Genomic DNA, 24,792 nt, shown 5'->3' on the forward strand with positions numbered 1-24,792 from the left:
AATTACTGATTATTTTCAAGGAAGAATCCCCATTTTGAAAAGGAAAAAGAGGCTAGTTCCCAAGCTAACCTCTCTGACTTTTATGTTGGTTTAATTGCCAAAAATCGGCAAAATGGCAAATAGGATAAATAGATTTATCCAAAGAGAAAGACAGCAGATGAGTCCAAAAACAAAGAGACTGACTTTCTTGGACAGCAAGGCCATCAAAATAGACAGAATACCAAAAACTAGCAAGACTTTCTGTATGCTGAAGAGGTCAATCTCCCCCCCCAGAATCGGACTGTCCCAAGGAAGAAAGAAGAAAGCCAGCCAGATCAACAGAACTAAACCAATATAGACCTTAGAATAGCGTGTAATAAATGATTTTAGATGTTCCATAAGCCACCTCCTAGGATTGTATATCCTTTAAATATTGTATATGTCCATTTTCGACAACTAATACATCTGTGCAAAGGTCTGAAATATCTTCCGATATGTGTGATGTCAGGATAACCAGACCATTTTCTTTTTTCAGGTAAGATAAAATGACCTGTTTGGTTAACCTCACACTCTTCTCATCCAAAGCATTCATGGGTTCATCGAGAAAGAGTATAGATGGTTCGGCAATAAAGGCTTGAATCAAAGCTATTTTTTGCTTTGTTCCTAAGGATAAATGACGGTATTCAACATCTTCAAATTCCTTTAAATCATAATATTGGATCCAATCGGCAATTCTTTTTTCAGTAATTTCAGATGAAAAATCCCTTAACAGTTCCAAATTTTCTCTCAGGGATAAATGAGATAGAAACTCTACCTTTTCAATTAAAATCCCTGCATCCTGAATATAATGATTTTTCACCCCGTAAACTTTACCATCTTGAAGAACTTTTCCTTTGTCAAGCTTAATATAACCAGCAAGTACCTTTAAAAGAACCGTCTTGCCAGATCCATTATCACCTTTAAGTCCATAAATTTTTCCTGATTGAAACACCAAATTCAACTGATTTAAAATAGGTCTTTTCCCATAAATTTTCTGTCCATCTATAATTTCAAGTTTCATCGTTTATCCTTTCTTAAATTTCTCTTCCAAACGACTAACAATCAAGATAACTAATAAACTTAGGAGTACTAAATACACTGTTACAATATGATCCATCATCCATTCTTGTCCCACAAATGCTAAAAAATAGAGAAAAAAGGAAAAACCAGCGCCCGCACTAATAAGTGCTATCAGATAAGACAGGAGTAAGTACAACATCATTAACTGAGCAAGTAAAAAGAAAAGTACGACTGTTTTGAAATGAATTCCTAGAGGAAGTAAACCAAGGAACCAGACAAATAAATCTTGAGTAAAAAATTTAGAGATGACAACCAATCGTTTCCTTGTATAATCGAAAAAGGAGCTTGATTGATAGCGAATCAAGTGATGGTAATGGTCTGCCAAATCACTTTCAAGCAAAATGACAGAGAGCCATCCTACCATGAAAATCGAAAGGTTTAACAAGAGTTTGGGGATTTCTAAATTCGCTTCAGAATAGTCATTATAGGAAAAGATTGAAATCAATTCCCTCTTGAAAAAGAGAAAAACATCCTGCTTTTGAACCACTGTTGACAATAGATAGTTAATCAAAATCATCATCAAAACTATACGAAGTAGTAAAACGATCTTTCTCTTTAGCAAAATATTGTTAAAATTCTTAAACATTATCTTCATATTTTTCAAGCACCATATAAGGGACAATATAAAGGATATAAGGAGTAAAGAGTTTCATCAAACTGACATCCCCATAGCTAGCTTGCATCAAACTCGTTATAGGAACCATATAGTAAGGCAAGGCACTATAGAGCAACATAGAACCAAGCCAAAGAAACATCAAATAGGCAATTGCCGAACGAGTCACATTCCCTAAATAATCAACTATTTTAAAAAAATAGACTGCATTGATGAAAATACCGATTAGTAGGACACAAGTAAAGAACAAATAGCTTGTTATCTCTCCATTTAGGAGCCTTTGTAAACTACTCCCATCAGAAAATAGAGAATTCCATTCAAGAGGAGAAAAAGTCCCAAAGAAATAAGTTAAAATTGCAATTATCAGCACAGTCACTAAATATATCAAGCAAGGGATACTTGCAACTTGCAAAGTCAACTTTCTTTTTAACCCTTGATAACTCACTTCTCTTCCAATACTCAATCGTAAAACCTTATTTTTCAGCTCAATATATTGAAAACCTAGCAAAACAATGATGATTGGAATAATAAATGATTGATAAAAACCTAGATTGAACTGGAGAATACGAAAATCTAATGCTGATTTTAATAAGTCATTTTTAATTGCTTGTCCATCGAATTTAGCTAGATCGGGCGCATGAATATCAAAAAAGAAATAAGTCATCAAAACATCACGATAAACCAAAGCAAGAAAAAGCAAAGTAAGCAAGACATAAACAAATTTATGCCTTGCCAAAGTTAAGAGAGGAATCTTCATAAGCCACCTCCTACAAATAAAAACCGATATAAATCAATGCCTTCCGCCCTTAGACTTTCCTAACTCCTTTCTTAGTCTAAGCATTTTTTTGAAACAGGAATAAGTTAACCTATTCAGACCAATAGCTAGCAGAATAAAAAGAAACCAAATGCCCCATAACTTGATATCTGTCAAATTTCTCAAGACGATATTGAAAAACAGAACTGAAATAACTGTCCAAGCAAGGCTAAAAAGAGCATAGAGGGGAATGTAAAACCAGTAAAAATAGTAAAAAATTGGGAAAAATTTACTTTCTCTATTATCCTTTTCAATCCAGCTGAAAAAGTAAAACCAGGGAAATAAGAGCACAAATTTAAACAAATGTTTCATCGACACCTCCTTTTTGATAGCGTTTTCTATTATTTTATTATATCAAAAAAATCTGGAAATGTCATTCCAGATTCTACTTTTTTATTTACGCTTTCTTGCGATGAGATGGATTGGAGTTCCCTCAAAGACAAAGGCCTTGCGGATTTGATTTTCCAAGAAACGCAGGTAAGAAAAGTGCATAAGCTCTTCTTCGTTGACAAAGATAACAAAGGTTGGTGGTTTAGTTGCCACTTGGGTCGCATAGAAAATCTTGAGGCGTTTCCCTTTGTCTGTCGGTGTTGGGTTGATGGCAATGGCATCCATAATCACATCGTTCAAGACAGCTGATGGAATACGTGTGTTTTGACTTTCACTGATTTGCTTAATCATCTCAGGCAGTTTGTGGAGACGTTGCTTGGTCAAGGCTGATACAAAGATAATCGGTGCGTAAGGCAGGTATTGGAACTGCTCACGGATATCTTCTTCCCAGTTTTTCATGGTGTGGTTATCTTTTTCAAGTGTATCCCACTTGTTGACCACGATAATCATCCCTTTGCCAGCTTCGTGGGCAAATCCAGCGATACGCTTGTCGTATTCACGGATACCCTCTTCCGCATTGATGACCATCAAGACCACATCTGAACGGTCAATAGCACGCATGGCGCGCATGACAGAATATTTCTCGGTATTTTCATAAACCTTACCAGACTTACGCATACCAGCCGTATCAATCATGGTAAACTCTTGACCATCTGTATCTGTAAAGTGGGTATCAATAGCGTCACGCGTTGTTCCAGCAACAGGACTGGCAATGACACGGTCTTCTCCCAAGATAGCATTGATCAAACTTGATTTTCCAACGTTTGGACGACCAATCAGACTAAACTTAATCACATCTGGATTTTCTTCTTCATATTCATTTGGAAGATTTTCTACGATGGCATCTAGCACATCCCCTGTACCGATACCATGGACAGATGAGATAGGCAGTGGTTCACCCAAACCGAGGGCATAGAAATCATAGATATCATTTCGCATCTCAGGGTTGTCCACCTTGTTCACTGCGAGGATAACTGGTTTATGGGTCTTATAAAGCTTACGGGCTACGTATTCGTCCGCATCGGTAATTCCTTCCTTACCAGACACGACGAAGACGATAACATCTGCTTCTTCCATGGCAATTTCCGCCTGGTGCTTGATTTGTTCCATGAAAGGAGCAACGACATCATCGATTCCTCCTGTATCAATCATGCTAAAGGAACGATTGAGCCACTCACCCGTTGCATAGATACGGTCACGTGTCACTCCTTCGACATCTTCTACAATGGAGATTCGCTCACCAGCGATCCGATTAAATAGGGTTGATTTCCCAACATTGGGACGTCCTACAATGGCAATAGTTGGTAGGGCCATAATTTCTCACTTTCTACAATAAGTTCTTCTGTTCAAGATTTTTTCTAGTTGAGCTTGGTTCAGCTTGGCCAAACTGTTCTGCTAGGCGCTGACTCCAGCTTGTGGTTGCACGCGCCCCAGCATAGTCAGCCTGTACACGGTCATAAGCTTGGATTGCATCAGTTGACTGTTCTCGGTATTCTTCCTCAAACACCACTTGATTCAATGGCAAGCGAGGTTTGACTTCATGTTCTTCATTTGGAATTCCTAGTGCCATCCCAAAGACAGGATAGGTGTAGTCAGGCAAATTAAAGAGTTCTGCTACTTCTTCTGACTTGTATCGAACCAAACCGATAATCACACCACCATAGCCCAAGCTTTCAGCTGCCAGCAGGGCATTTTGACCAGCAAGAGCCGCATCGACCGAACTAATCAAGAGACCTTCTACACCTTGGGGTTGGAAAGTATCAGTATGAAGCTGGGCTCCCTTTTCCGCTCGGTTCAAATCTCCGACAAAGAGAAGGAAAACAGCTGACTGGCGAATGGCTTCTTGAGGCACCAATTCATACAAGGCATCCTTCTTTTCTTGACCTCGTACTACAATCACAGAGTAGGATTGAAAATTCTTCCAAGACGAGGCCATTTGGGCTGCTGTCAGGATTTCAGTCAAGTCTTCCTGAGGAAGGGCTTGCTCCTTAAATCTTCGAACAGACTTATGAGCTTTCATCAGTTTAATCGTTTCTGTCATCGACGGTTTACTCCTTCTAAACGAGTCTCCTCAGCCAAATAACGGATGCGTTCCATGACTCGTCTGGCTTCCCAGGTTTCGTCATTTCCTTGCTTCCCTTTAGCGAAATGCAACTCCAAATCTTCAAAGTTGAAGTTGGATGTGAAAAAGGTCGGTAAATTTTCCTGCATCCGATATTGGAGAATGACCTGCAGGATTTCGTCACGCACCCAAGCTGTTGATTGCTCGGCACCAATATCATCTAAAATCAGGACTTCAGAAAGCTTAAGCTCATCCACCAAGGTTTTGACATTGCCATCACCGATAGCATTTTTGACATCTATGACAAAGCTAGGATAGTGGAGAAGAGTGGATGAAACACCACGTTTTTCTGATAAATCATGGGCTAGGGCAGCCACCATGAAACTTTTACCCACACCAAAGTCTCCATATAAGTAAAGACCTTTTCGAATAGTTGGATATTGTTCCACGAAGGCTAATAGCTTTTCAAAAACTGGCAAGCGACCCAAATCATCCAAGTCTACTTGAGCCAAACTAGCTTTCCTGAGACTGGCTGGCAGATTGATTAACTTGAGACGGTTCTTAATAGCCGCTTCTTTTTCCGCCGCGATTAGTTCAGGAGTTTCTTCATAAGAAACATCCGCATAGCCATGATTCATAACCAAAATAGGCTTGTAGCCTTTGGCGATATAATCCGTATCACCACGAAGAAACTTATCACGCTCGGTGATGTACTGATTAAACTTGGAGATACTGCGATTCAATTCCTCTGGGCTGAGGGATTCTTGCTGGATAAAGGCCGCAACATCAGGATCCTTCATGATTTTCTGGACCAAATCTTGATAATGAAAACGGCTAGGTTGACGTTTGAGTACGTCTCCGACACTTTCCATCTAATCTCCTCCTTTTTCTAATCGAGCTAATAGTTCTTGTTTCTTACGTTCTAGTTCCAGACGAGTTTCCTCGCTGGTTTCATTCTTATAATCTGGATTGCTCCACTTGGGTACATTGGACTTGGTAGGACTAGAGTTACTGCTTTTTTGAGCCTGATTCTTCTGCCCTCTCTCACGGATGCGCAATACTGCCTCTTCTGCTGAATGAATCTTTTGATAGGCGTAATCATTGGCTACCTTCATGGCATATTTCTCATTGATATTTGCCGAATCCACCTTATTAAAGGTCAATAAGAGAATGATATTGATGACTTCGTCCAGCAAGCCCAAGCCAGCCATCTGTTGCAAGAGTTCTCTTTCTGTTTGGGTAATAGTTCCCTTGCGTGTTTGCTTGATTTCTGCCAAGAACTGCAAGGCCGTTTTACTTTTGGCTTCCTTGATAATGGTCGCTTCCTTAGGACTAAAGTCAGAGGAAATCGGTTTTTGAGCGATTTTTTCCCGCATGCGTTTGGTTGAAATAACCCGGGAAACAGCTGTTGACTTAGCCAATTGATAGGTTTCAAACCAAGTCCATTTCTTCTCCTCGGCAATGGCAAAAAGGTTTAAGACATCGGACTGCTCATCCGCAAAGCGAAGTCCATCTCGAGCCATAAGCTGACGAAAATGGTCCAAGTCAAAATCGTTGGCCACTTTCTTCTTGAGACCAAGGTCTTCTTGACTTCCCAGCTCTGCCAAATCTGGAAAGACTTGATTGAGTGAGACAGGTATTTCTTCTCCCTCAGTGCTCTCAACTTTCAAATCCTCCACAGCTGCATCACCAATCTTCTTCTCCAAAAGTCTGCGATAAACAGGATGTTCCAAGAAATCCTGACTTGAAAGAGGAGCATGGAGGGCTAGCTGATAAACATCCCCCTTTTGATAGAGGGTCAAGAGATTAAAAGCAGATAGGATTTTCAGGGATTTTATCAGTCTATCCATCCCAAAGTTGAGATGGTTAAGAATGCTTGAAAAAAGATATTCCTTTCTGCCATTATCCCAAAAACTAATCGTATAAAGATAAAGGCTCAGTGCCTCCTGACCGATAATCGGGAGGTAGCACTGTACCAGAGATGAGGTATCTTGCGACACCCGATTATTCTTTAGATAAGAAAAACGGTCAATTGGCTTCATTTATCTTTCCTTTTTCTTTTTAGAGGACTGGGTAATTTGTTGGAGCAAGCTCTCTAACTCACTAACATCCTTAAAACTACGATAGACACTGGCAAAACGAACATAGGTAATCTCATCCAACTCAGCCAACTCCTCCATGACGAGTGAACCAATGTCCTCACTTTGAATTTCATTTTCATTTCGACCACGGAGTTTCTGTTCGATACGATTGACTACCATGTTTATTTCATCACTTGACACAGGACGTTTCTGAGCTGAGCGGATAATTCCATTAAAGATTTTATCTCTGGAGAATTGTTCCCGTGTGCCATCTTTTTTAACAACCACTAAGGTTCTTTCTTCTACTCGTTCGTAGGTTGTAAAACGGTGTTGGCATTCATCGCACTCACGTCTTCTACGAATGGTGTTCCCTTCTTCTGCTTGGCGACTATCGATAACACTTGACTTGGTAGCCCCACATTTTGGACAACGCATCCTTTCCCTCCTTATCGTTTTCTTTTCATTATACCATTTTTTAAACGATTCCCAAAACAATTCTTCTTTTTGCTTGACAAGTTTTTTGTTTTGTTGTATTATTTAATTAAGACAAAAGGATAAAAGAAAGGAGACCAAGATGTCCTGGACATTTGACAACAAAAAACCCATCTATTTACAGATTATGGAGAAAATCAAGCTTCAGATTGTTTCCCATACACTGGAACCCAATCAACAACTTCCAACCGTGAGGGAGCTGGCGAGCGAGGCTGGTGTCAATCCCAACACCATCCAAAGAGCCTTGTCAGACCTTGAACGAGAAGGATTTGTCTACAGCAAGCGCACAACTGGACGATTTGTAACTGAGGATAAGGAGCTAATCGCCCAATCGCGCAAACAATTATCAGAAGAAGAATTGGAACACTTCGTTTCCTCCATGACCCATTTTGGCTATGAAAAAGAAGAACTACCAGGCGTAGTCGGCGATTATATTAAAGGAGTTTAAGCCTATGTCATTACTAGCATTTGAAAATGTATCCAAATCTTATGGAGCAACCCCAGCCCTTGAAAATGTTTCCCTTGACATCCCAGCTGGAAAAATTGTTGGTCTCCTTGGTCCAAACGGCTCAGGGAAAACAACCCTGATTAAACTAATCAATGGCCTCTTACAACCAGATCAAGGACGTGTCCTCATCAACGACATGGACCCAAGCCCAGCAACCAAGGCCATCGTAGCTTATTTGCCGGATACAACCTATCTTAATGAACAAATGAAGGTCAAAGAAGCCCTAACCTACTTCAAGACCTTCTATAAAGATTTCAATCTTGAACGCGCCCATCATCTACTTGCAGACCTAGGTATTGATGAAAATAGTCGTCTCAAGAAACTATCAAAAGGAAACAAGGAAAAAGTCCAATTGATTTTGGTTATGAGCCGTGATGCCCGTCTCTACGTTTTAGACGAACCCATTGGTGGGGTGGATCCAGCAGCCCGTGATTATATCCTCAATACCATTATCAACAACTACTCACCAACTTCTACCGTTTTGATTTCTACCCACTTGATTTCAGATATCGAGCCAATCTTGGATGAAATTGTCTTCCTCAAAGACGGAAAAGTCGTTCGTCAAGGCAATGTAGACGATATTCGCTATGAGTCAGGTGAATCCATTGATCAACTCTTCCGTCAGGAATTTAAGGCCTAAACAAAGGAGATTATTTATGTTTTGGAATTTAGTTCGCTATGAATTTAAAAATGTTAACAAGTGGTATTTAGCCCTCTACGCTGCCGTGCTAGTCCTTTCTACCCTTATCGGGATACAAGCACAGACCTATAACAATCTACCTGTCAAAGAAAGTCAACCTACTATGCTACTTTTTCTAGCCCTCGTCTTTGGTGGCTTGATGATTACACTTGGGATTTCAACTCTTTTCTTAATCATTAAACGCTTTAAAGGTAGTGTCTATGACCGACAAGGCTATCTGACTTTGACCTTGCCAGTTTCTGAACACCATATCATCACAACCAAACTAATCGGTGCCTTTATCTGGTCGTTGATTAGCACTGCTGTCCTAGCTCTAAGTGCTGTTATTATTGTGACCATAACGGCTTCAGAATGGATCCCTCTTTCTTATGTGATTACATTTGTAGAAACACATCTCCCTCAGATCTTTCTTACAGGTATATCCTTCCTACTAAATACCATTTCCAGTATACTCTGCATCTACTTGGCTATTTCCATTGGACAGCTTTTCAATGAATACCGTACAGCACTCGCTGTTGCAGCCTACATTGGTATCCAAATCGTCATTGGATTTATTGAACTTTTCTTCAATCTTAGTTCTAATTTCTATGTCAATTCACTTGTAGGACTCAATGACCATTTCTATATGGGAGCAAGTATAAGTATTGTTGAAGAACTCATTTTCATAGCTATCTTTTACCTCGGAACCTACTATATTTTGAGAAATAAGGTTAATTTGCAATAAAAAATGCCCAGCTAAAAAGCTGGGTTTTGATTTAACTCAATATCAAACCGGCTACAATAGGGCTGACAAAGACATAGAGAATACCGGTGACACCGATAGCCAAACCACCCATGGCTCCTGCTACAGAGCCGTATCGGAAGGCTGTGCCTGTTCCGACTGCGTGGCCTGTTCCTCCAAGGGAAAGACCAACAGCTACTGGGTCGTCAATTTTCAACCACTTCAAAAGGGTTGGGCCGATGACACTGGTTAAAATTCCAGTCGCCACTACAACCACCAAGGTCACAGTCGTCAGACCTTGCAATTTTTCTGTGATTCCCACTGCCATAGCAGTTGTTACTGACTTGGGAAAGAGAGAAATGGCTAGGAAAAAGTCCATGCCAAAAATTTTCGCCACAAGTGCTGTGAAAGAGGTATTGACCACTACCGCTAACAGACTACCAAAGAGAATACTGCGAGCATGGTGCTTCATCAGATGAAAACTCTTATAAAGCGGAATCCCCAGAGCCACGGTCGACGGAACAATCAAGTTGTTCAGATAAACCCCACCTTGGTAGTAATCTTGGTAAGAAATACCCGTCACTTTTAGAAAGATGATAATGAAAACAGCTGACAAAAGCAAGGGCGTTGTCAATGGATGGGGAAAACGTCTGTAAATCAGCATTCCCACTAGATAAGCTAGGATTGACAGGGCAAGCCCAAACAGGGGATTGGAAACAAATTCACTCATTTGGCATCTCCTTTCTCATAATCTCCCTCAAACCGTCTCTTGATAAACTGAACCACCAAAGCAATGAGGATAATATTGATAACAGCTGCAAAAAAGACAATCAAAACAATGGGCAAAAGATAGGGAGCAATCACATCAAACTTTTCCATGATTCCCACTGCTGGCGGCAAAAAGAGAATGGTCATATTGGCCAGCAAGAAATTCCCCACCATGTTGACATGTCTGGTTCTCAGCCACTTGAATTGTAGGGCTAGAAAGAGAATAATCAAACCGATAATACTGCCTGGGATAGGCAAATGAAAGAAACTGGAAATCCCCTCTCCGATTAGAGAAATCACAAAGAGAATCATTAATTGAACATATAATTTCATCCTAAACTCCACGAAATAGACTTCTTGCATACCAGTTTACTCTTTTTTCAGAAAATTTCAAGGAAATGCACAAGAGTCATTAAAAATTAGAGAGGAAAGGGGATACAAACAATTCTTGACTTGTGAAAACAGTGTAATTTAGGATAAAATATTCCAGCGTCCTTCTTGCCAGTATCCTTGAAAAGTAGTATAATTATTGCATGCGCAATCATCTTGTGATGCAGAGACTGTCCGTGAATGGACTTTCCTCTATTTACAACTCTAAAAAGAAAGGAGATACTATGACCTATTTGGAAAAATGGTTTGACTTCAATCGGCGTCAGAAAGAAATCGAGACTCGCTTGGAAGAGACCATTGCCCAGCAGAGCGAGCAAAGTCTGACCTTGAAAGAGTTCTACCTACTCTACTATCTGGACTTGGCTGAAGAAAAATCTCTACGCCAGATTGACCTGCCAGATAAGCTTCATCTGAGCCCGAGCGCTGTTTCTCGGATGGTGGCTCGCTTGGAAGCTAAAAATTGCGGTCTGCTCAGTCGTATGTGTTGCCATCAAGATCGACGCTCTAGCTTTATCTGCCTGACAAGTGATGGACAAAAGACACTGGCTTCTCTACAAAAGGCTGTCGAAAAAAGCTTGGAAACTGGTTTGGATTTCTTGATTTAAGATGATTTTGAAAAAAAGTTGCGTGCGCAATCATTTTTCTTGACATTCTCTTTTATAAGGAGTAAAATAAAGTCATCATTAAACAAAGGAGTTTTAAACATGATTGAAATTACCTATCTAGATGCCAGCAAGAACGAAAGAACTGTGACTTTCGAGTCTTATGAAGACTTTGATCGTTCGCAACAAGCTTGCCTTATCGGCGTCGCAGACTACTACCCTGTCCAAAAATTAACCTACAATGGTCATGATTTGGACTACCATGGGACTTATGGAGATGTCTTCTTCTATCTCAAGAAACAAGATTTAAGCCAATATAACTAAAAAAAGGAGAAATACAATGGCAAAAGCAATTACAGATGCAACATTCGAGCAAGAAACAAAAGACGGTTTGGTCTTGGTAGACTTCTGGGCAACTTGGTGTGGTCCATGTCGTATGCAAGGTCCAATCTTGGACAAATTGTCTGAAGAACTTTCAGAAGATGTTTTGAAAATCGTTAAAATGGACGTTGATGAAAATCCAAACACAGCTCGTGCTTTTGGAATCATGTCTATCCCAACTCTTCTCTTCAAAAAAGACGGCCAAGTAGTGAAACAAGTTGCTGGTGTTCACACAGCAGAACAAATCAAGGCCATCGTTGCTGAATTGAGCTAATCAAACGAGAGACCAAGTACTTTCTTTGGTCTCTTTTTTCTTGCCCTTTGCCATTTTTCAAAAAATATGCTAGACTGTAGATAGAATATTACGATGTTTGGGACACGCCATCGCTAAAAAAAACCTTGACTTGGTATTTTTTAGCTCCCTCATGGGAGCTTTTTGCGTGCTCTGAACATTTCCCATTTTGGAAGGAGTACTATGAAACGTCAATCAGCCTTGGTCGTCTTTAGTGGCGGTCAAGATTCTACAACCTGCCTCTTTTGGGCTAAAGAACACTATGAAACAGTCGAAGCCGTTACCTTTGCCTACGGCCAACGTCATCATCTCGAAATTCAAGTTGCTAGAGAAATCGCCAAGGAACAGGGGATTCGTCATCACATCCTAGATATGTCTCTGCTGGGGCAAATCACTGAAAATGCGCTGACCTCTGATATGGAGATTGAGCAAAAAGAGGGAGAAGTTCCCAATACCTTCGTTGACGGTCGAAACCACCTCTTTCTATCCTTTGCGGCAGTCCTTGCCAAGCAACGTGGAATTACAGACATCGTGACAGGTGTCTGCGAGACAGATTTTTCAGGCTACCCTGATTGTCGAGATGTCTTTGTCAAATCCCTCAATGTTACCCTCAACCTTGCCATGGATTACGACTTTGTTATCCAAACACCTCTCATGTGGCTAGACAAGGCTGAAACTTGGGAGTTAGCTGACCAACTCGGTGCCTTTGACTATGTTCGTGAAAAGACTTTGACCTGCTACAAGGGGATTATTGGAAGTGGCTGTGGAGATTGCCCAGCCTGCCACCTACGTCAACATGGCCTAGATGTTTATCTCTCACAGAAAGGAGAGGACTAATGTTTTTTGCACCCAAAGAAATCAAACAGGAAACTGGGGAGTCTCTGGTCTACAATCCTCACAGAACCTTGGTATCAAAAGAGTTTACCTTCGATGCTGCCCACCACCTCTTTCACTATGAGGGAAAATGTAAGTCCCTGCATGGCCACACCTATCATTTGCAGATTGCTGTCAGTGGATTTTTAGATGAACGTGGCATGACCTACGATTTTGGAGATATCAAAGCGATCTACAAGAACTACTTAGAGCCCCACTTGGATCATCGCTATCTCAATGAAACTCTTCCCTATATGAACACAACTGCTGAAAATATGGTTTACTGGATTTTCCAAACCATGAACCAAGAGTTGCCAGACGAGCGCAGTCTCCGTTTGGAATACGTTCGCCTCTATGAGACTCCGACTTCCTTTGCGGAGTTTAGACGGGAGTGGTTAGATGACTAGGGAACGTGTCCTCAAACTACCAGTTTTGGAAATTTTTGGCCCAACCTTTCAAGGCGAAGGCCGTGCTATCGGGCAGAAAACCATGTTTGTCCGCACTGCTGGTTGCGACTACCACTGCGATTGGTGCGATTCTGCCTTTACTTGGGATGGCTCTGAAAAGCCAACTCGCATGACAGCTGACGAGGTCATTGCTGCATTGGATAAATTGGGAAGCTACGACTACGTCACCCTATCTGGGGGAAATCCTGCTATCCTAGCAGCCAACATGGCTGAACTGGTCACCAAGCTCAAGGAACGTGGTGTCACTCTTGCCGTTGAGACCCAAGGCTCTCGCTGGCAAAATTGGTTAAAAGACATCGACCAAGTCACTCTGAGTCCCAAACCTCCTTCATCCAAGATGGAAGTCAACTTTGAGACCTTGGACTTTATCGTTTCCCAACTGGATCCAGATAAGGTTGCCTTTAAAATTCCTGTCTTTGATGATGCAGATTTAGACTTTGCCAAAGGGATTCAAGAACGCTACCAACCAGATGTCCTCTTCTTATCGGCAGGAAATCCTGAGCCCAAGGCTACTGGTAATATTGTCCAAGACCAACTGGACCGCCTCAAAGAACTCTGGGAACGTGTCGCTACCGACGACAGCTGGGGCAATGTCCGCGTCCTTCCTCAACTGCATACCCTCCTCTACGATAATCAACGTGGTGTTTAAATTAGAAAGAAAAAATCATGTCACAACAAGAAGAAATGAAAAATCTAAGCCTACTAGGCAACAAAGAAACCAACTACATTTTCGAGTATCAACCAGAAGTTCTCGAATCCTTTGACAATCGTCATGTGGAGAATGACTATTTTATTAAATTCAACTGTCCTGAATTTACCTCACTTTGCCCTATTACCGCTCAGCCAGACTTTGCAACTATCTATATTTCCTACATCCCTGACAAGCTCTGTGTTGAGTCAAAATCCCTCAAACTCTACCTCTTTAGTTATCGAAATCACGGGGATTTTCACGAAAACTGCATTAACACCATCGGGAAAGACTTGGTCAACTTGCTAGACCCTCGCTATTTAGAAGTCTGGGGAAAATTCACTCCTCGCGGTGGCATCTCAATTGATCCCTACTACAACTACGGTAAGCCAGGAACTAAATATGAAGGCTTGGCAGAACAACGCCTCTTCCAACACGACCTCTACCCAGAGAAGATTGACAACCGTTAAACTCATACTCAATGAAAATCAAAAAGCAAACTAGGAAGCTAGCCGCAGCTTGCTCAAAGCACTGCTTTGAGGTTGTAAATGAATCTGACGTGGTTTGAAGAGATTTTCGAAGATTATCATACGAAAAAGCCCTGTTCCTCAAGATGAGGAGCAAGGCTTTTTGAGTTTCAATTATTCTTCTGTTCCAAGGAAGTTTTTAGCAACAAGGGCTGCAAGAACTCCACCAACGATTGGGGCAAGGATGAAAATCCAAACTTGTTGAAGGGCTGCGCCACCTACCAAGACAGCTGGTGCCAAGCTACGAGCTGGGTTTACTGAAAGTCCAGTAATGTTCAACCCCACAAGAATCATCGCCATCAAGGACAAACCAATTACCAAACCAGCAATCGCACCATTTCCCTTGCTTTCTGAAGTCACGGTCATGATAACCAAGACAAACAAGAAAGTTGCGATGACTTCAAACAAGAAACCACCAAAGACAGTGACACCGTTTGCCAAGGCATTTTCACCAAGACTAGCAGTTGACATACCTGAATTTGCCAAGAGGAAGAAGACAGAAGCAGATGCTAAGAAAGCTCCAACTACTTGTCCAAGGATATAGTTTACAAGCTCTGAAGATGACAAACGTTTGTTAATAAACATAGCAATCGAAACCGCTGGGTTCAAGTGAGCACCTGAAATAGTTCCGATTGAGTAGGCTGCAACCACGATGGCTAAACCAAAGGCAAAGGCGATTCCAAGGTGACCTAGGCCATCAAGACCATTTCCAAAAACAACAGCTCCTGTCCCGACGAACACAAGCATGAAAGTACCGATTAACTCAGCGACAAATTTTTTCATTTTCTTTCTCCTTTTTTCAAAAACTAGATACTAGTCTATCAAAAGTAGGAAAGGGTTTCAAGAAAATTGTTTGGAAATTTTCTTGAAAATCATAGAACTATTCGCTAATTTCTAGTATTGAAAAGACTGGATTGCTTGTTTCAAGTCATCTTGTAAACTATTTCTCTGATCAAGTTGGACATAGACTTCCAACAAACAGGATCTGAAGTTGGAAAATTTATAAAAATCTTCCCTTTCTTCTATCGAAAAATCAACAGTTTTTATCCAAGAGGTTACTTGCTCTTGCTCCAACTTCCCTTGTAAAATAGGTTCATAGATCACTCTCGCTAAACGCCAATCCTCATCATCTGTAAAACGAATCGAAATTCTTTTAAATAGTTGGTTAAGTATGTCAAATACTTCATGAACTCTGTTTTTAGGAAAGTCTGGATGACAAACCACCTCTGTCAGTAAATCGGATCCATGTGCAAAAGCGTGAACCCAACCATACTGACTTGAAAAACCTGTTGTATCCTGTTCTTTTGAAAGATAGTGCAAGCCTTGATTTAAAAGAACATTACGAATTTCTGCTTTTAATCCCTGATAGAAAATTGATTGCGGGTTGGCATCCGCAGACAAGAGATTTGCATAAATAAGTGCCCTAAAAGAACGTTCAAGCGTTGAAGTTCCTGTCTTATCAATCTCTTTGTCTAGTCCTCCATCAGATAAAACCGCCTCAGCAATGAAATGAAATTGTTCCTGTGTAAATAGCTCTTCCTGAATCCCTCTAGCCAAACTAGTAAAAACCAATTCATCACGAATCTCTGGATTGGGATCCCCTAAGTGATCAAGCAACCACTGGAGTTCTTCTTGACGATAGCTCGGTTTTTCTTCTGCTATTTTTCTAAGTAACTCTTGATACATGGTCAATACCTCTACATTTCTAGCAACTTGATATAATCTAGACCCCATTTCTCGACAGCATCTAAAACAACTCTGAATTCCTGCCCCATTTCGGTTAAGCTGTACTCAACTCGTGGTGGAACTTCGGCATAGACCTTTCGTTGAACAATCTTATCCTTTTCTAATTGACGGAGATGACGGGTCAAAATAGTTTGAGTAATCCCAGGCAATAATCTCTGCAATTCTTTAAATCGTTTGGTACCCGTACTCAACTGATAAATGATTACCAGTGCCCATTTCCCCGTTAAAACCCTCTGCGTTGTCGCAAATGGACAAATACCATACTCACTCACTTTATTTGTCATAAAATATCTTCTTTCTATTTTTTAAAAAAAATTTATCTTTTAGTATCAATAAAAGTACTACTTTTGATACTAGCTATCGAAAAAGTGTCTACTTGTTTTTTTGTTTGTAACTGTTACAATTATATCATAAAAAAGAAATGGAGAATAGATATGTCAACAAACTTAGAAATTTTCAATGCTTATAACCAAGCTTTAATTGCTGGTGACTTTCCTGGTGTCTTTGAAACGATGGCAGACGATATTATCTGGCATCAACCTGGTACTCATAGTATATCTGGTACAGTTGTTGGTAAGGACAAGCTAGGAACTCACCTGGCTACATTTGCTGAGAAAACTAATGGAACCTTTAAGGTGATAACAAATTGGGTTTCTGACAATAAGGATTTAATCGCAGCCAATGTTACTTTTCTTGGAACACGTGCTGATGGTACTGAACTCAATATGAACGGGATTGACCTCTTCCGTATTGAAGACGGAAAAATCAAAGAAGTTTGGCTCTTCTCTTCAGATCAAGCTGAAGAAGATAGCTTTTGGGGATAATTTAAGAGGCCAGTACAAAAAATTTTGATTTTAGGTATTCTTTATTCTAAATTTTTAAAATCGATAGATTAGAAAAAAAGCGAACAAGACAGAATTCTGAGTGTCAGATAACTCGTTTTGTTCGCTTTTTATATTTAAGGTTAAACTTTTGTCCCAGACTCTTTTAATTTACTCTCCCAACTGGGCACTGTAGGCGATAATCTGATCAACCGTATCAGACAAGAATTGGATGGTATCACGAAGTGGTTTGTCTGTTGAAATATCCGCACCGATAATCATGGCTGACTCCAGTGGTGTCTTGCTACCACCTGATTTGAGGAGATTGAGCCAGTCTTCAGCTCCAGTTTCTGAGTTTTTAAGATGAAGGTAACCAGCTGTCGAGATGACAAGACCAGCAGAGTAAGTGTAACTATACAAGCCCATGTAGTAGTGAGCTTGGCGCATCCAAGTCAGAGTTGCATCATCATCGATTTCAATGGCATCTCCCCAGAAATCCGTCAAAACTTCCTTCATAATGCTGTTAAGTTTGCTTGCCCCAAAGGTTTCCCCTTCTTCAATCAATGTATAAACCTTACGCTGGAAGGATGCTTCCAAGAGGTGGGTGATGAAATTATGGAAGTAGGTGTCTGTCAAGCGATGAGCCAGAGCGAAGCGTTTTTGACGTGGGTCGTCAGACTGGTGCTCCAAGTAGTCACTGAGGAGCAATTCATTGAAAGTTGACGGCGCTTCAACATAGTAGGTAGACATGTGAGCGTTGAAATAGCTTTGGTGATTGTCTGAAAAGATGAATTGACCAGAATGCCCGATTTCATGAATCAAGGTATAAACATCGCTCAAACGGCCTGTCCAGCTCATGAGTACATAAGGGTGTACGCGATATGGGTCCGCCGCATAACCACCGGAATCCTTGCCACTGTTAGCAGCAAAGTCCACCCAGCGCTCTTCTTGATAGCGAGCAACTTCCTGACAATATTCTTGCCCCAAAGGTTCTACTGACTTCATGACCAAATCATAGGCATCGTCAATAGTCACTTCAGGATTCAGGGCGCTGTCCAAGTCCAATTTCCAGTCTGCAAAGCTCATCTTTTCAAGACCATTGACCTTGGCAACATGCTTGAGGTATCTCTGAGCGACTGGCGCAAATTCCTGCATAATGAGGTCAATCTGGCGGTCAAACATGGCACGATCCACTTCCTGCTCAGCTAGAAGATAATCAAAGACTGAGTCGTAGCCCTTCATATCAGCCAAGATTTTTTCAGACTTGACTTGAGCTAGATAGGCTGTAGCAGCCGTATTTTGGTGCTTACGAAGACCTTCTGAGAAGGAACGGAAAGATTTCTCACGAACCTCAGCATCCTCATGGTTTTGGTAGAAATTCTCATAGGTCACAAAGCTGTTTTTATAAGTCTTACCATGAGCTTCAAAGTCAGCCATTTCAAAATCTCCAGCTCGCATTTTCGTATAGATATCCTGCGGACTGTAGAAAACTTCACCGAGATTGGTCAAGGCTTTCTCCACATCAGCCCCTAGATAGTGGGCTTTTTTGATTTTTGCCTGACGAATAGCTGCCGTCAAATGAGGTAATTCACCCAAACGGTCCAAGACTTCCTCATCAGCTTCCACCAAGGCATCGTCAAAGAAGGTCAAGGCTACACTGGCATCTGTTTCGAATTCCATCCCAGCTTGAGCAATATTGGCAAATTCGTCATTGCTATAGTCTGTCGTCTGCGGCATAAAGCCATAGTTGCCAATATGGCTCATCTGAATGTAGATTTGTTCCAATTCCGCAAAGGCTTTTTCAAAATCCTCAAAAGTATGAAGATTACCCTTGTAATCACGGCTAAATTGGTTGATGTCTTCACGAGCCTTCTCGATTGCACGCAAGAAATCCTCACGGTCTTGGTATAGGGCAGTTAAGTCCCAAAGTTCCTTTTCTGGAAATTCTGAACGGTGTTTTTGTTCCATTTTCTTCCTCTTATTTCTCTAATTCTAATAAAACACTAAGGGCTGATAAGGCGTAAAGTGGTGCTGTTTCTGCTCGCAAGATACGAGGGCCAAGTCCTGCAAGAACCGCTCCCTTAGCTTCAAAACTTTCGATTTCTGCAGGTGAGAGACCACCTTCTGGACCAAAGATAAAGAGCAATTTGGCTCCCTTATCGAATCCAGTAACTGCTTGTAAAAGCGCAGCAGCTTCTCCTTCTTTAGCCGACTCTTCATAAGCCACTACGATAGAGTCAAACTGGTCAAGTTGGGCTAGAAAATCTGCTTTTTTCTCAAAAAGCTGGATACTTGGAACGATATTACGCTTACTTTGCTCTGCTGCTCCAAGGGCGATTTTTTCTAGTTTTTCAACCTTTTTACCCAATTTCTTGCCATCCCATTTGGCGACCGACCAATCAGCAGGGAAGGCCCAAATCTGGCTAGCACCCAGTTCGGTTACTTTTTGAGTGATGAACTCTAGCTTGTCCCCCTTGGGAAAGCCGGATGCAATGGTCACTTGGACTGGCAGTTCCACATTGTCATCTAGTTCTTCTACCAATTCAAACTGACGAGCTTCCACATCAAGCACACGTGCCAAGCGCTTGATGCCATCCTCAAAGACCAAGGTAACCTCATCATCTTCTTTCAAGCGCATAACCTGAAACATGTGCTTGCTGGTTTCCTTGTCCTCAATAGTGACAGGAGAGATAGCACTGCCTTTGACAAAATACTGTTGCATGCTAGCCTCCAATCACACCGGAAATATCCTTGGTTTTCTTAAAGACACAGGCATTCCATTCCCCTTGAACCATGTGAGTTTCAAGGAAAAATCCAGCTGACTCAGCCGACTCGCGCACCATATCCCACTTGTCCTTAATAATTCCACTCATGATGAGGTAGCCTTCGTCCTTAACCAAACGATAGGCATCATCTGTCAGATGAATGAGGATATCCGCCAAGATATTAGCTACAATCACATCTGCCTCAATCTCAACACCCTTAAGCAAATCACCTGCAGCTACATGGATATTTTCCATGCCAGGGTTGAGCTCAATATTTTCCTGAGCCACACGAACTGCCACATCATCTAGGTCGTAGGCGAAAATTTCCTTAGCACCAAGCAGCGAGCTGGCAATAGAAAGGACACCTGATCCAGTCCCCACATCTAACACTGTTTCCCCACCACGAAGAACCTGCTCCAAGGCAAAGAGGCTCATCTTAGTGGTTGGATGGGTACCCGTACCAAAAGCCATACCAGGATCCAGCTTGATAATCTTTTCCCCAGCAGTCGCCTCATAGTCTGTCCAAGACGGCACGATAGTCAAATCATGAGTGATACGAGCTGGCTCATAGTATTTCTTCCAGTTGTCTGCCCAATCTTCCTCAGCCAAAGCAGTTGTCCCCATCTTGACCTCACCCAAATCCATAAAATCTGCCAATTCTGCTAAGCGAGCCTGCAAGTCTGCCTCAACCACTTCCACATCTACCGTTTCAGGGTAGTAGGCTGTCACTACGATTTCCTCCTGTTGCTCAACCTCTGGGAAAATCTCGCCGAAGCGGTCAACATTTCCCACATAGTCCATGCTGTCTTCAATCGCAACGCCTTGCGCTCCCAGCTCAATCAGGAGGTTAGAGACTAGTTCCTCCCCCTCACGCTTCACTGTAACTTTTAACTCTTGCCATGTTTCCATTATTAAGATACCAAGCCCGTAAAACACAAAGCCAAAATAGAAAATTCTCTGAAGACGCTTGTGTCTAAGAGAAGTTTATCTTTTTGGCACAGTGTTTAGGGCGGGTTCAGTTTAGAAATGTAACTGAACTATCCTTTCTATTTCTCTATGCATTTTTTCATGTATACCATATCCATGCCTTCTTTTTCAGGTTCAATATGGGTTTGATGGTAGCCGTTCTTCTCATAGAAAGCAACCATACCTTCATCCTGTAATACCGTACACAAATCCCACTGTCTAACGGTTGGAAATTCCTTTTCCAGCAATTCCAATCCTTCAGAACCATAACCTTTTCCTTGATACTGGGGCAAAATTGCCGCTGTTCCCAACCAAGCATTCGTTAACTCTTCATTGGTCTGAATTCGTAAAAATCCGATATTTTCTCCCTTTTCTTTCACAAAGTAGTAATAGCTATTGGGACGCTCGACTAGTTTCCACTTAATTCGTTCACGGTCCTCCAGATAAGGATCATACTCATCTTGGTATTTCTCATAAACCGCCTTAAAGCTAGCTCTTTGAATCGCAATGATGGTCTCCAAATTCTCTGCTCCTGCTCGTTCAAGTCTTATCATAAACTTTCCTCCAAATAATCCCTCACTCTATCCTGCAACTGAGGTACAACTTGACTGGAACTAAGAAATTCCTCGACATTCATTAACTGATAGCCCTGTCCTTCATCTCCAAATACAATCTGGTCAAACTGTTCTTGCGTTAACTTGCCGACTAGAAATACAGATTGTTTATCCGCAAAAAGCATACTTGGATAAACCTTACTCCATAGTAGACAATCCTCAGTCAGATGAATTCCCAGTTCTTCATAAACTTCACGCGCCACGCACTCAAAAGGACTTTCATCACCTTCGCGTCCACCACCTGGCAGTTCCCACATATTGGGCCAGGGAATGCTTGTCTTATCATCGCGTAAGATAGTCAAGAGCCTATCCCCACAAAACAAAGCAATCTTACAGCCTGTAAAATCAGAAATCTCTATTTCCATATTAGACTCCTTCGGTTAATTCCTTTTCCAGCTCGGCTAACCAGTTTTGATAATAGCTTTTCTCATCCCGTAACATCCGACTGCTATTCATTTTCTGTCTAGCAATCTTCATAGCCTTGTGAGTTTGAACTACATCTTTCCTTACCTTAAATTGATACCAAGCTTGAATGACCTGCATATCTGCTGTTTTTAGAGATAAAAAGGATTTGACCCCTCGAATACTTGCATATTCTTCCGCTTTCTTATTATCTCCTTCCATCAGAGCAACTTGAAGAAGGTATAATTGAGAACTAGTTTTAGACATTGGATTATCTGTTTTCTCTAACACAGACTGAAACTCTTGCTTTGCAAGCTCTATATTATCATCCAATATGAATACCAACCCCTGAAGAGTCTGAACACTTTCTGCAAAACTCCCTCTCGCCTCCTCATCAACAGACATGATAAAGTCTTTTAAATCATATTCTTGAGGAGCTAGCAAGGTCTGGGCAGAATGCCTCAACATCAGGTAGGCGTATTTCGTATTTTCAGGGTGTTGTAGCAATTCCCAAATTTTTGCGCCATCGGTGATGCCGACTGGTAAAATGTTATTTAGGAAGAAAGACAGATTAAGAAAAATCCAAGTCCCTGCAAAATACCAGTTTCTTGTTAAAAATCCAAACACTATCGCCAATAATATCAAGCAAAGATGAACTATCAATCCTCCTGAAAGCATCAAGATGATTCTTTGATCGCTTTCATCCTCTTTTAAACCAATGTATTGAGCACCAACATTTTTCAGAATGGCTGTTCTACTAAGATGAAACCTACCTGACTTTTTGGTCAAAATAAAATGTCCTAATCCAAAAGCCACCAGCCGATAGCCTGTCAAGTAGCCACAAAAAGCATGTCCCAGCTCATGAAGAATCAAGATTAAATACATGCTTAGAAGAGCGAAGGCATAACCAAAAGTAAAGACTAAAACTGCGGAATACCCCAGCTCTGCAAATGCGATTGTTCCACAAGCACAAGCCAGCATAATAAAGACAACAGCTAGCACATAAACCAAATAAATCCCAATTTTCTTCATAAAATCTCCAACCAACTCCTAGTATCTCGGATAAGGATAAAACTCTCCCTCTTCCAAACCTACTTTTCCTTCTTCAAAGACTTCTTGGTTCCATTCCATGACGAATTCTTCTGCTTCTGGGTCTTCCAAAAAGTCCATGAGGGCATCTAGTCCAACCTCGGCAGTATCTTTAAGGAAAAGGGTAAAATAAGCTAAAAACTCACGAGAAAATCCCTTTTTAGGCAGATAAGGAATGACAGTCAAATAGTCTTCCTCATTGACTGTTGATTTGGCAGGATTGTAAAAAAGCACTGCTTCTTCAAAGAGAATGTCATCTGATGAAACCTCTCCATCCTCATCCACCATCTCCACACCTGCAGCATTTTGCGCTTCCAATAGAAAACTCACTTCAACCGCGTGATTGCGCTTGTCCCAACTAATCTCAAAGTCAAAGGGAAAATTCTTCTCCAACTCTTCCTCTAAAACATCTAAAAATCCATATGTTGCCATTTTGTCCTCTTCCTATGCGACTCTTAATCGCCCCGATTGCTCGGAAATATGCTAAAATAGATACTACCATCTTACCACATATACATCAGAAAATCCACGTTAGAAAGGACTGCTATGCCAGACAATCTCGCGCTTCGCATGCGCCCTAAAACCATCGACCAGGTCATCGGTCAGGAACATCTGGTCGGACCTGGAAAAATCATCCGCCGTATGGTGGAAGCCAACCGCCTGTCCTCCATGATTCTATATGGACCTCCAGGAATCGGCAAGACCAGTATTGCCTCAGCCATCGCTGGGACTACTAAGTATGCCTTTCGAACTTTCAATGCGACAGTTGATAGTAAAAAACGACTTCAAGAAATCGCGGAAGAAGCTAAATTCTCAGGGGGACTTGTACTACTCCTTGACGAAATTCATAGACTAGATAAAACCAAGCAAGACTTCCTCTTGCCTCTCTTGGAAAGTGGACTGGTCATCATGATTGGCGCTACGACTGAAAATCCTTTCTTCTCTGTCACTCCTGCCATTCGCAGTCGCGTTCAAATTTTTGAACTGGAACCTCTGTCTAACCAAGACGTCAAAGAGGCCCTGCAGATAGCTCTAAGTAACCCTGAGCGTGGTTTTGATTTTCCAGTAGAACTAGATGAGGATGCGCTGGATTTCATCGCAACCTCTACAAACGGAGACCTTCGCTCTGCCTTTAACTCACTGGACTTGGCAGTTCTCTCTACCCCTGAGAATGACGAGGGCATCCGCCACATCACCCTAGACATCATGGAAAATAGCTTGCAGCGGAGCTACATTACCATGGACAAGGATGGAGATGGCCACTACGATGTTCTCTCAGCCCTGCAAAAGTCTATCCGTGGCTCAGATGTTGATGCCAGTCTTCACTATGCTGCCCGCTTGATTGAGGCTGGTGATTTGCCAAGTCTCGCTCGTCGCTTGACCGTTATCGCCTATGAAGATATCGGCTTAGCCAATCCTGAGGCCCAGATTCATACCGTGACTGCTCTGGATGCTGCCCAGAAGATTGGGTTCCCAGAAGCCCGCATTCTCATTGCCAATGTCGTCATTGATTTGGCCCTTTCTCCAAAATCCAACTCAGCCTATGTAGCTATGGATAAGGCACTTGCTGACCTCAAAACATCAGGGCACTTGCCTATTCCGCGACACCTGCGTGATGGGCACTACAGTGGAAGCAAGGAACTGGGGAATGCCCAAGACTACCTCTATCCACACAACTATCCTGGAAATTGGATTAAACAAGACTATCTGCCAGAAAAAATCCGTAATCATCACTATTTCCAAGCAGAAGACACTGGTAAATATGAACGGGCTTTGGCTCAAAGAAAGGAAGCCATCGACCGTTTGCGAAAAATCTGAAATCCTTTTCAAAAAATTGCACTTTCCTCTTGATTTTTTTTGAAAAAGTGGTATCATATAAACATAGAAACGCTGTGGTGTACGACTTCACACTTAAGTGTTGA

34 protein-coding genes are annotated in these 24,792 nt (G+C 41.5%); 12 read left to right on the plus strand and 22 right to left on the minus strand.

Annotated features, from left to right (window positions below; translation table 11 throughout):
* Positions 1-90 precede the first annotated feature (90 nt).
* The 10 genes from HT685_RS03450 to nrdR all read right to left on the minus strand — a co-directional run bounded on the left by HT685_RS03450 (position 91) and on the right by nrdR (position 7,493).
* Positions 91-378, minus strand: a complete 288-nt coding sequence (locus tag HT685_RS03450) for a hypothetical protein (protein ID WP_173251541.1) — start codon at positions 376-378, stop codon at positions 91-93.
* Between the two features lie 10 nt (positions 379-388).
* Positions 389-1,039: an ABC transporter ATP-binding protein gene (locus tag HT685_RS03455; RefSeq protein WP_173251539.1), complete on the minus strand. Its 651-nt coding sequence runs from the start codon at positions 1,037-1,039 to the stop codon at positions 389-391.
* Positions 1,040-1,042: 3 nt separating this feature from the next.
* The gene (locus HT685_RS03460) at positions 1,043-1,684 is read right to left on the minus strand and encodes a hypothetical protein (RefSeq protein WP_173251553.1); all 642 of its coding nucleotides are present in this window, start codon (positions 1,682-1,684) and stop codon (positions 1,043-1,045) included.
* On the minus strand, positions 1,677-2,468 hold the full coding sequence (locus HT685_RS03465; protein ID WP_173251537.1) for a hypothetical protein: 792 nt from the start codon (positions 2,466-2,468) through the stop codon (positions 1,677-1,679). The genes HT685_RS03460 and HT685_RS03465 overlap by 8 nt, the downstream gene beginning before the upstream one ends.
* A gap of 33 nt (positions 2,469-2,501) precedes the next feature.
* Positions 2,502-2,837, minus strand: a complete 336-nt coding sequence (locus HT685_RS03470; RefSeq protein WP_173251535.1) for a hypothetical protein — start codon at positions 2,835-2,837, stop codon at positions 2,502-2,504.
* An 81-nt stretch (positions 2,838-2,918) separates the two neighbouring features.
* Positions 2,919-4,229 carry a ribosome biogenesis GTPase Der gene (der, locus tag HT685_RS03475; protein WP_173225642.1) on the minus strand — a complete coding sequence of 437 codons (1,311 nt, stop codon included), beginning with the start codon at positions 4,227-4,229 and terminating at the stop codon, positions 2,919-2,921.
* 13 nt (positions 4,230-4,242) lie between these two features.
* Positions 4,243-4,956 (minus strand): NADPH-dependent oxidoreductase, encoded by a 714-nt coding sequence (locus tag HT685_RS03480; protein WP_173225639.1) that lies wholly within the window; start codon positions 4,954-4,956, stop codon positions 4,243-4,245.
* Positions 4,953-5,849: a primosomal protein DnaI gene (dnaI, locus tag HT685_RS03485; protein WP_173225636.1), complete on the minus strand. Its 897-nt coding sequence runs from the start codon at positions 5,847-5,849 to the stop codon at positions 4,953-4,955. The genes HT685_RS03480 and dnaI overlap by 4 nt, the downstream gene beginning before the upstream one ends.
* A complete protein-coding gene (locus HT685_RS03490) occupies positions 5,850-7,019 on the minus strand; it encodes a replication initiation and membrane attachment family protein (protein ID WP_173251533.1) in 1,170 nt (389 codons plus the stop codon).
* Positions 7,020-7,493: a transcriptional regulator NrdR gene (gene nrdR / locus HT685_RS03495; protein WP_001203672.1), complete on the minus strand. Its 474-nt coding sequence runs from the start codon at positions 7,491-7,493 to the stop codon at positions 7,020-7,022. It abuts the gene before it with no gap.
* A gap of 139 nt (positions 7,494-7,632) precedes the next feature.
* Between nrdR and HT685_RS03500 the strand changes: the two genes are divergently transcribed.
* From HT685_RS03500 to HT685_RS03510, 3 genes are read left to right on the plus strand one after another with little or no spacing between them, the layout of a single operon-like run.
* Positions 7,633-7,998 carry a GntR family transcriptional regulator gene (locus HT685_RS03500; RefSeq protein WP_000119149.1) on the plus strand — a complete coding sequence of 122 codons (366 nt, stop codon included), beginning with the start codon at positions 7,633-7,635 and terminating at the stop codon, positions 7,996-7,998.
* A 4-nt stretch (positions 7,999-8,002) separates the two neighbouring features.
* On the plus strand, positions 8,003-8,698 hold the full coding sequence (locus tag HT685_RS03505; RefSeq protein WP_004256110.1) for an ABC transporter ATP-binding protein: 696 nt from the start codon (positions 8,003-8,005) through the stop codon (positions 8,696-8,698).
* 16 nt (positions 8,699-8,714) lie between these two features.
* Entirely contained in the window at positions 8,715-9,482 is a 768-nt protein-coding gene (locus HT685_RS03510) for a hypothetical protein (protein WP_173251531.1), read from the plus strand.
* A gap of 31 nt (positions 9,483-9,513) precedes the next feature.
* Here HT685_RS03510 and HT685_RS03515 read toward each other — a convergent pair whose 3' ends face one another.
* Positions 9,514-10,209: an LrgB family protein gene (locus tag HT685_RS03515; RefSeq protein WP_173225627.1), complete on the minus strand. Its 696-nt coding sequence runs from the start codon at positions 10,207-10,209 to the stop codon at positions 9,514-9,516.
* Positions 10,206-10,580, minus strand: a complete 375-nt coding sequence (locus HT685_RS03520; protein ID WP_000781325.1) for a CidA/LrgA family protein — start codon at positions 10,578-10,580, stop codon at positions 10,206-10,208. Before HT685_RS03520 ends, HT685_RS03515 begins: the two co-directional genes overlap by 4 nt.
* A gap of 281 nt (positions 10,581-10,861) precedes the next feature.
* Between HT685_RS03520 and HT685_RS03525 the strand changes: the two genes are divergently transcribed.
* The 7 genes from HT685_RS03525 (at position 10,862) to queF (ending at position 14,410) form a co-directional block, all read left to right on the plus strand.
* Positions 10,862-11,242 carry a MarR family transcriptional regulator gene (locus tag HT685_RS03525; protein ID WP_173225624.1) on the plus strand — a complete coding sequence of 127 codons (381 nt, stop codon included), beginning with the start codon at positions 10,862-10,864 and terminating at the stop codon, positions 11,240-11,242.
* 99 nt (positions 11,243-11,341) lie between these two features.
* Positions 11,342-11,563: a DUF4649 family protein gene (locus HT685_RS03530; RefSeq protein WP_138702992.1), complete on the plus strand. Its 222-nt coding sequence runs from the start codon at positions 11,342-11,344 to the stop codon at positions 11,561-11,563.
* Between the two features lie 16 nt (positions 11,564-11,579).
* Positions 11,580-11,894, plus strand: coding sequence for a thioredoxin (gene trxA, locus HT685_RS03535; protein WP_001029581.1), 315 nt, complete (start codon positions 11,580-11,582; stop codon positions 11,892-11,894).
* Positions 11,895-12,095: 201 nt separating this feature from the next.
* Positions 12,096-12,749: a 7-cyano-7-deazaguanine synthase QueC gene (queC, locus tag HT685_RS03540; protein ID WP_173225621.1), complete on the plus strand. Its 654-nt coding sequence runs from the start codon at positions 12,096-12,098 to the stop codon at positions 12,747-12,749.
* Positions 12,749-13,192: a 6-carboxytetrahydropterin synthase QueD gene (queD, locus tag HT685_RS03545; RefSeq protein WP_173225618.1), complete on the plus strand. Its 444-nt coding sequence runs from the start codon at positions 12,749-12,751 to the stop codon at positions 13,190-13,192. Before queC ends, queD begins: the two co-directional genes overlap by 1 nt.
* Positions 13,185-13,901, plus strand: coding sequence for a 7-carboxy-7-deazaguanine synthase QueE (gene queE / locus HT685_RS03550; protein WP_173225615.1), 717 nt, complete (start codon positions 13,185-13,187; stop codon positions 13,899-13,901). Before queD ends, queE begins: the two co-directional genes overlap by 8 nt.
* Positions 13,902-13,918: 17 nt before the next feature.
* Complete coding sequence (queF, locus tag HT685_RS03555) at positions 13,919-14,410, plus strand: preQ(1) synthase (protein WP_000082587.1); 492 nt, start codon at positions 13,919-13,921, stop codon at positions 14,408-14,410.
* A 171-nt stretch (positions 14,411-14,581) separates the two neighbouring features.
* Here the strand turns inward: queF and HT685_RS03560 are convergent, their stop codons facing one another.
* From HT685_RS03560 to HT685_RS03570, 3 genes are all read right to left on the minus strand, one after another.
* Positions 14,582-15,250, minus strand: a complete 669-nt coding sequence (locus HT685_RS03560; protein ID WP_173225613.1) for an MIP/aquaporin family protein — start codon at positions 15,248-15,250, stop codon at positions 14,582-14,584.
* Positions 15,251-15,361: 111 nt separating this feature from the next.
* Positions 15,362-16,153 carry a DUF2785 domain-containing protein gene (locus HT685_RS03565; protein WP_173251551.1) on the minus strand — a complete coding sequence of 264 codons (792 nt, stop codon included), beginning with the start codon at positions 16,151-16,153 and terminating at the stop codon, positions 15,362-15,364.
* An 11-nt stretch (positions 16,154-16,164) separates the two neighbouring features.
* A complete protein-coding gene (locus tag HT685_RS03570) occupies positions 16,165-16,497 on the minus strand; it encodes a helix-turn-helix domain-containing protein (RefSeq protein ID WP_000182730.1) in 333 nt (110 codons plus the stop codon).
* 150 nt (positions 16,498-16,647) lie between these two features.
* Between HT685_RS03570 and HT685_RS03575 the strand changes: the two genes are divergently transcribed.
* Positions 16,648-17,037, plus strand: a complete 390-nt coding sequence (locus tag HT685_RS03575; RefSeq protein WP_000106197.1) for a nuclear transport factor 2 family protein — start codon at positions 16,648-16,650, stop codon at positions 17,035-17,037.
* Between the two features lie 168 nt (positions 17,038-17,205).
* Here the strand turns inward: HT685_RS03575 and pepF are convergent, their stop codons facing one another.
* From pepF to HT685_RS03610, 7 genes are all read right to left on the minus strand, one after another.
* The gene (gene pepF, locus HT685_RS03580) at positions 17,206-19,002 is read right to left on the minus strand and encodes an oligoendopeptidase F (RefSeq protein ID WP_173251529.1); all 1,797 of its coding nucleotides are present in this window, start codon (positions 19,000-19,002) and stop codon (positions 17,206-17,208) included.
* A gap of 10 nt (positions 19,003-19,012) precedes the next feature.
* Entirely contained in the window at positions 19,013-19,756 is a 744-nt protein-coding gene (locus tag HT685_RS03585; RefSeq protein WP_173225606.1) for a 16S rRNA (uracil(1498)-N(3))-methyltransferase, read from the minus strand.
* Position 19,757: 1 nt separating this feature from the next.
* Positions 19,758-20,708, minus strand: a complete 951-nt coding sequence (gene prmA, locus HT685_RS03590; RefSeq protein ID WP_173225603.1) for a 50S ribosomal protein L11 methyltransferase — start codon at positions 20,706-20,708, stop codon at positions 19,758-19,760.
* Positions 20,709-20,845: 137 nt separating this feature from the next.
* Complete coding sequence (locus HT685_RS03595; RefSeq protein ID WP_173225600.1) at positions 20,846-21,319, minus strand: GNAT family N-acetyltransferase; 474 nt, start codon at positions 21,317-21,319, stop codon at positions 20,846-20,848.
* Positions 21,316-21,744 carry an NUDIX hydrolase gene (locus HT685_RS03600; RefSeq protein WP_173225597.1) on the minus strand — a complete coding sequence of 143 codons (429 nt, stop codon included), beginning with the start codon at positions 21,742-21,744 and terminating at the stop codon, positions 21,316-21,318. The genes HT685_RS03595 and HT685_RS03600 overlap by 4 nt, the downstream gene beginning before the upstream one ends.
* A 1-nt stretch (position 21,745) precedes the next feature.
* Positions 21,746-22,813 (minus strand): M50 family metallopeptidase, encoded by a 1,068-nt coding sequence (locus HT685_RS03605; protein ID WP_173225594.1) that lies wholly within the window; start codon positions 22,811-22,813, stop codon positions 21,746-21,748.
* Positions 22,814-22,831: 18 nt separating this feature from the next.
* A complete protein-coding gene (locus HT685_RS03610) occupies positions 22,832-23,302 on the minus strand; it encodes a DUF3013 family protein (protein ID WP_173225591.1) in 471 nt (156 codons plus the stop codon).
* A 114-nt stretch (positions 23,303-23,416) separates the two neighbouring features.
* On the opposite strand from HT685_RS03610, the gene HT685_RS03615 reads away from it, so the two are divergent.
* Positions 23,417-24,688: a replication-associated recombination protein A gene (locus HT685_RS03615; protein ID WP_173225588.1), complete on the plus strand. Its 1,272-nt coding sequence runs from the start codon at positions 23,417-23,419 to the stop codon at positions 24,686-24,688.
* Positions 24,689-24,792 lie beyond the last annotated feature (104 nt).

Source organism: Streptococcus sp. 5004 (genome assembly GCF_013276755.1).
Lineage (GTDB): Bacteria > Bacillota > Bacilli > Lactobacillales > Streptococcaceae > Streptococcus.

Coding starts and splice junctions, on each gene's coding strand:
- HT685_RS03450 (WP_173251541.1), bottom strand. CDS start 378: ATGGAACATCTAAAATCATTTATTACACGCTATTCTAAGGTCTATATT.
- HT685_RS03455 (WP_173251539.1), bottom strand. CDS start 1,039: ATGAAACTTGAAATTATAGATGGACAGAAAATTTATGGGAAAAGACCT.
- HT685_RS03460 (WP_173251553.1), bottom strand. CDS start 1,684: ATGTTTAAGAATTTTAACAATATTTTGCTAAAGAGAAAGATCGTTTTA.
- HT685_RS03465 (WP_173251537.1), bottom strand. CDS start 2,468: ATGAAGATTCCTCTCTTAACTTTGGCAAGGCATAAATTTGTTTATGTC.
- HT685_RS03470 (WP_173251535.1), bottom strand. CDS start 2,837: ATGAAACATTTGTTTAAATTTGTGCTCTTATTTCCCTGGTTTTACTTT.
- der (WP_173225642.1), bottom strand. CDS start 4,229: ATGGCCCTACCAACTATTGCCATTGTAGGACGTCCCAATGTTGGGAAA.
- HT685_RS03480 (WP_173225639.1), bottom strand. CDS start 4,956: ATGACAGAAACGATTAAACTGATGAAAGCTCATAAGTCTGTTCGAAGA.
- dnaI (WP_173225636.1), bottom strand. CDS start 5,849: ATGGAAAGTGTCGGAGACGTACTCAAACGTCAACCTAGCCGTTTTCAT.
- HT685_RS03490 (WP_173251533.1), bottom strand. CDS start 7,019: ATGAAGCCAATTGACCGTTTTTCTTATCTAAAGAATAATCGGGTGTCG.
- nrdR (WP_001203672.1), bottom strand. CDS start 7,493: ATGCGTTGTCCAAAATGTGGGGCTACCAAGTCAAGTGTTATCGATAGT.
- HT685_RS03500 (WP_000119149.1), top strand. CDS start 7,633: ATGTCCTGGACATTTGACAACAAAAAACCCATCTATTTACAGATTATG.
- HT685_RS03505 (WP_004256110.1), top strand. CDS start 8,003: ATGTCATTACTAGCATTTGAAAATGTATCCAAATCTTATGGAGCAACC.
- HT685_RS03510 (WP_173251531.1), top strand. CDS start 8,715: ATGTTTTGGAATTTAGTTCGCTATGAATTTAAAAATGTTAACAAGTGG.
- HT685_RS03515 (WP_173225627.1), bottom strand. CDS start 10,209: ATGAGTGAATTTGTTTCCAATCCCCTGTTTGGGCTTGCCCTGTCAATC.
- HT685_RS03520 (WP_000781325.1), bottom strand. CDS start 10,580: ATGAAATTATATGTTCAATTAATGATTCTCTTTGTGATTTCTCTAATC.
- HT685_RS03525 (WP_173225624.1), top strand. CDS start 10,862: ATGACCTATTTGGAAAAATGGTTTGACTTCAATCGGCGTCAGAAAGAA.
- HT685_RS03530 (WP_138702992.1), top strand. CDS start 11,342: ATGATTGAAATTACCTATCTAGATGCCAGCAAGAACGAAAGAACTGTG.
- trxA (WP_001029581.1), top strand. CDS start 11,580: ATGGCAAAAGCAATTACAGATGCAACATTCGAGCAAGAAACAAAAGAC.
- queC (WP_173225621.1), top strand. CDS start 12,096: ATGAAACGTCAATCAGCCTTGGTCGTCTTTAGTGGCGGTCAAGATTCT.
- queD (WP_173225618.1), top strand. CDS start 12,749: ATGTTTTTTGCACCCAAAGAAATCAAACAGGAAACTGGGGAGTCTCTG.
- queE (WP_173225615.1), top strand. CDS start 13,185: ATGACTAGGGAACGTGTCCTCAAACTACCAGTTTTGGAAATTTTTGGC.
- queF (WP_000082587.1), top strand. CDS start 13,919: ATGTCACAACAAGAAGAAATGAAAAATCTAAGCCTACTAGGCAACAAA.
- HT685_RS03560 (WP_173225613.1), bottom strand. CDS start 15,250: ATGAAAAAATTTGTCGCTGAGTTAATCGGTACTTTCATGCTTGTGTTC.
- HT685_RS03565 (WP_173251551.1), bottom strand. CDS start 16,153: ATGTATCAAGAGTTACTTAGAAAAATAGCAGAAGAAAAACCGAGCTAT.
- HT685_RS03570 (WP_000182730.1), bottom strand. CDS start 16,497: ATGACAAATAAAGTGAGTGAGTATGGTATTTGTCCATTTGCGACAACG.
- HT685_RS03575 (WP_000106197.1), top strand. CDS start 16,648: ATGTCAACAAACTTAGAAATTTTCAATGCTTATAACCAAGCTTTAATT.
- pepF (WP_173251529.1), bottom strand. CDS start 19,002: ATGGAACAAAAACACCGTTCAGAATTTCCAGAAAAGGAACTTTGGGAC.
- HT685_RS03585 (WP_173225606.1), bottom strand. CDS start 19,756: ATGCAACAGTATTTTGTCAAAGGCAGTGCTATCTCTCCTGTCACTATT.
- prmA (WP_173225603.1), bottom strand. CDS start 20,708: ATGGAAACATGGCAAGAGTTAAAAGTTACAGTGAAGCGTGAGGGGGAG.
- HT685_RS03595 (WP_173225600.1), bottom strand. CDS start 21,319: ATGATAAGACTTGAACGAGCAGGAGCAGAGAATTTGGAGACCATCATT.
- HT685_RS03600 (WP_173225597.1), bottom strand. CDS start 21,744: ATGGAAATAGAGATTTCTGATTTTACAGGCTGTAAGATTGCTTTGTTT.
- HT685_RS03605 (WP_173225594.1), bottom strand. CDS start 22,813: ATGAAGAAAATTGGGATTTATTTGGTTTATGTGCTAGCTGTTGTCTTT.
- HT685_RS03610 (WP_173225591.1), bottom strand. CDS start 23,302: ATGGCAACATATGGATTTTTAGATGTTTTAGAGGAAGAGTTGGAGAAG.
- HT685_RS03615 (WP_173225588.1), top strand. CDS start 23,417: ATGCCAGACAATCTCGCGCTTCGCATGCGCCCTAAAACCATCGACCAG.